Below are 2,755 nucleotides of genomic sequence, written 5' to 3' on the forward strand. Positions count from 1 at the left end.
TTATAGATGATTTCCTGACCTAAGATCACATTTTATTCTTTTTTCCACTTCAATCTAAGAATTGAGAAAAAAGCAAAACCTTATATTATACCATAAAAAAATTATGCAAGAGGTCTAATAATTAGTCAACACCTCACAATCCCAATCTACCTTATCAATAATAGCACGAGCCGCCTTACACTTTTCAACATCATCCGGTCTATCTGGACGGGGACCATCGGCAACCACTAATAACTTAGGTGGTTTAGCCTGACGAATGGCTTCAAATACTCTCGTCGTCGTATCAGGTCGATTAAAAATCAGGAAGGCGACAGGAGTGGTTAGTTGGAAGTCAGCCATAAACGAATTTACTGTTAACTCGCGGTATTCTAAACCACCCTGACCAAATTGTCAACCCATTTCAGGATTTTCAGAGCCATTAATTTTATTTTCACTATCTCCACTGTTAAAATCCGAAGCTTTCAAGACAGTTAATCCAACTAAGTCTCGATCTCTATAATGATAGATAATATTGTCTTCTAGCAAACTATCATTGGCTCTTTGAGGCTTACGAAAGCTAATATCCTACATTCCGCACTTCAAAGTGTAATACAAAAAACATAACTAAGACAAAGAGATAAAGTCGGGAAAAATTAGGGAAAAAGTGGCAAAAAAAATGGTTCTTCCGAACTTACACTGTAGAAAATTCCTCAAGCTCCCTCTCTGCCCAGCAATGCTCTAAAGTTGATAAATATCAATTTAACAAAAACTCAAAGCCTTAGTATACAAGCTTTATAAGCATGAGTTATTAATAGTTTTACATGACAGGTTCGGTAGAGCCAAAAAAATCAAGAACTCGACAAAAAGTCGTTTTTTCTAAGGTTTGCACCCAAACAACAGAAACCAGACAATAGAAATTAGAGGAGTATTTATTCTCCCCATAAGATTGATAATTTGTTATGAAATTGATGAGTTTATTGTTTAAACTCAGAAAAGAGATAATATTTTTGACAACAGGAGGGCAGAAATTCTCAGATAAAATGACGTTCTTCTGTTAAATTAACAATTTATTGACTCCATCTAAGCTCAGAATGTGGATACCTTAAAAGCATTGAAATATCCATCTTAATGTAGGATTAATCGTTAACTTATCTAGTTGATTTTTAACTCCGATTTTTAATATTTTTAAGCTATTTCTCAATTCTCGTTGCCCCAAATTATAAACTAATAAACAAAGGGACATTAAAAATAACATTGTTTCAATTCTTTCGGGATTTTTTACAAAAAAACTATCAGCAAAAAATCAAGGATCTTTAAGAAATCTAAATCCTCTTTCACAGGATTGCTGGCTCTTCGGGAATTGTTATGCAAATAATTAACTTCAAATAAAATTCGATGAGAGTGCCTACGTAATCAGGGAGCATCCCATTCATGCAATGAATATAAATACTTAGGCAATCTTCTGATTAAGGTAGGCACAACGTAATTTTAGATACTGCGGGACATTTTCCGCTTTCCACTGCGCTCCTGATATTTTCATCCTGAGACCGATGCGCTTAATCGTTGATTCGACCCCTCCTGAGCCAATACAAATGCCTAATTCCTGATACAATTTATAGTTAGGAATTCGCTGGCGATGTTTGTTCAAATAAGCGCTTAAATTCTTGACTTCTTTTCCTTCCAAACCTTCAAACTTGGCCAATGCTAATTCTATCTTCCCCGACCATAAATAATTTTCAACTTGTTTGATTCGTGCATTTGAGCCGCCAATTTTAGACAAATTCTCCTTTAAATGATACCAATCTAACACTTCTCTTTTGCTCTCACTCTTGCCAATTTTAGCGAGGATGTTCCCAATGCCATCATGACCATCTCCTAGACAAGTAATAACTTCAGCTAATGGCTGACTATTTGCCCAATCTATTAATTCTTGATTGGCTTGAAAAAAACCAGCACCTACTTGTCCATGTAACATAATTGCCTGATAGTCTCGCCACTCACTTTGCTCTCCCAAATCAGTTCTCAGGCTGACTTTACCGCCATCAATACTAAGACTATCTACTGTCTCTTTGGCTTCAGTTTCGGCAAATTCGTAGCGTTGTACTAATCGCTGTTGGCTGCTATGAGATACTTTCATTCCCGTCATTATCTCTATATCCTTTTCCGCATTTTCAAAGGATTCATTTGCCACTAATCTTAGACAGCATTTCTCCAGCAACGGGCTCAGACGGCTATTCTTTTTTAGTTCCAGTTTTTCTGCTTGTCGCTCGGTAATTTCTACTTTCCCAAGACAACTGATTACTTTTCTAACTCGCCCGGCTGTGGTTCCGGTTGCTGCTTCAAAAAAAACTTCCAATAGCCGGAGTAACTTGAGTGAGTATCTGCTCTCTCAAGGTTCGTTCAATACTTTCAAAGTCTTGCCGCTTTTCTTCTGGGGTATTACGGAATAAAATTGCCGCTACAGCTCGTAGATGCTCATTGAGTTCTTGGATTTCAGTTGGAGTCATTTTATCTCCTATTTGTCTTCCCCCGATCGCTTAAGTATTTATACTTAGTACAAAAGTGGGATGCTCCCGTGCCTACGCCTAAAAGTAGCTGAAATCCATACGGGGAAAGACTTAAGACACAAACAGGTTAATACCAAAAGATAGACAATCGAGTTAAGATTTGATAGAATACCCAAAAACGAGAGTATTTTACTTATGATACTTGACAAATTTTTGAACCTAGAAGGAACCTCTATTCAAGGCTATCTACACCTAGAAAATATCGGTAT

General features: G+C 36.8%; 1 protein-coding gene and 2 pseudogenes. All 3 read right to left on the reverse strand.

Going from position 1 to position 2,755, the window contains the following annotated elements:
- Positions 1 to 117: 117 nt before the first annotated feature.
- Positions 118 to 339: pseudogene (locus EWV84_RS00285) on the reverse strand (glycosyltransferase family 2 protein); the annotation flags it as partial.
- A gap of 671 nt (positions 340 to 1,010) precedes the next feature.
- Positions 1,011 to 1,333, reverse strand: a pseudogene (locus EWV84_RS00290) (IS1634 family transposase); the annotation flags it as partial.
- A gap of 96 nt (positions 1,334 to 1,429) precedes the next feature.
- Positions 1,430 to 2,486 (reverse strand): ISKra4 family transposase gene (locus EWV84_RS00295; RefSeq protein ID WP_287075628.1). Its coding sequence is split into 2 segments (ribosomal slippage): positions 1,430 to 2,327 and positions 2,326 to 2,486, totalling 1,059 coding nucleotides; the frame shifts between segments, so codons are not numbered across the junction.
- Positions 2,487 to 2,755 lie beyond the last annotated feature (269 nt).

The organism is Microcystis sp. M_QC_C_20170808_M3Col (assembly GCF_007095505.1).
In the GTDB taxonomy this organism is placed as follows: domain Bacteria; phylum Cyanobacteriota; class Cyanobacteriia; order Cyanobacteriales; family Microcystaceae; genus Microcystis.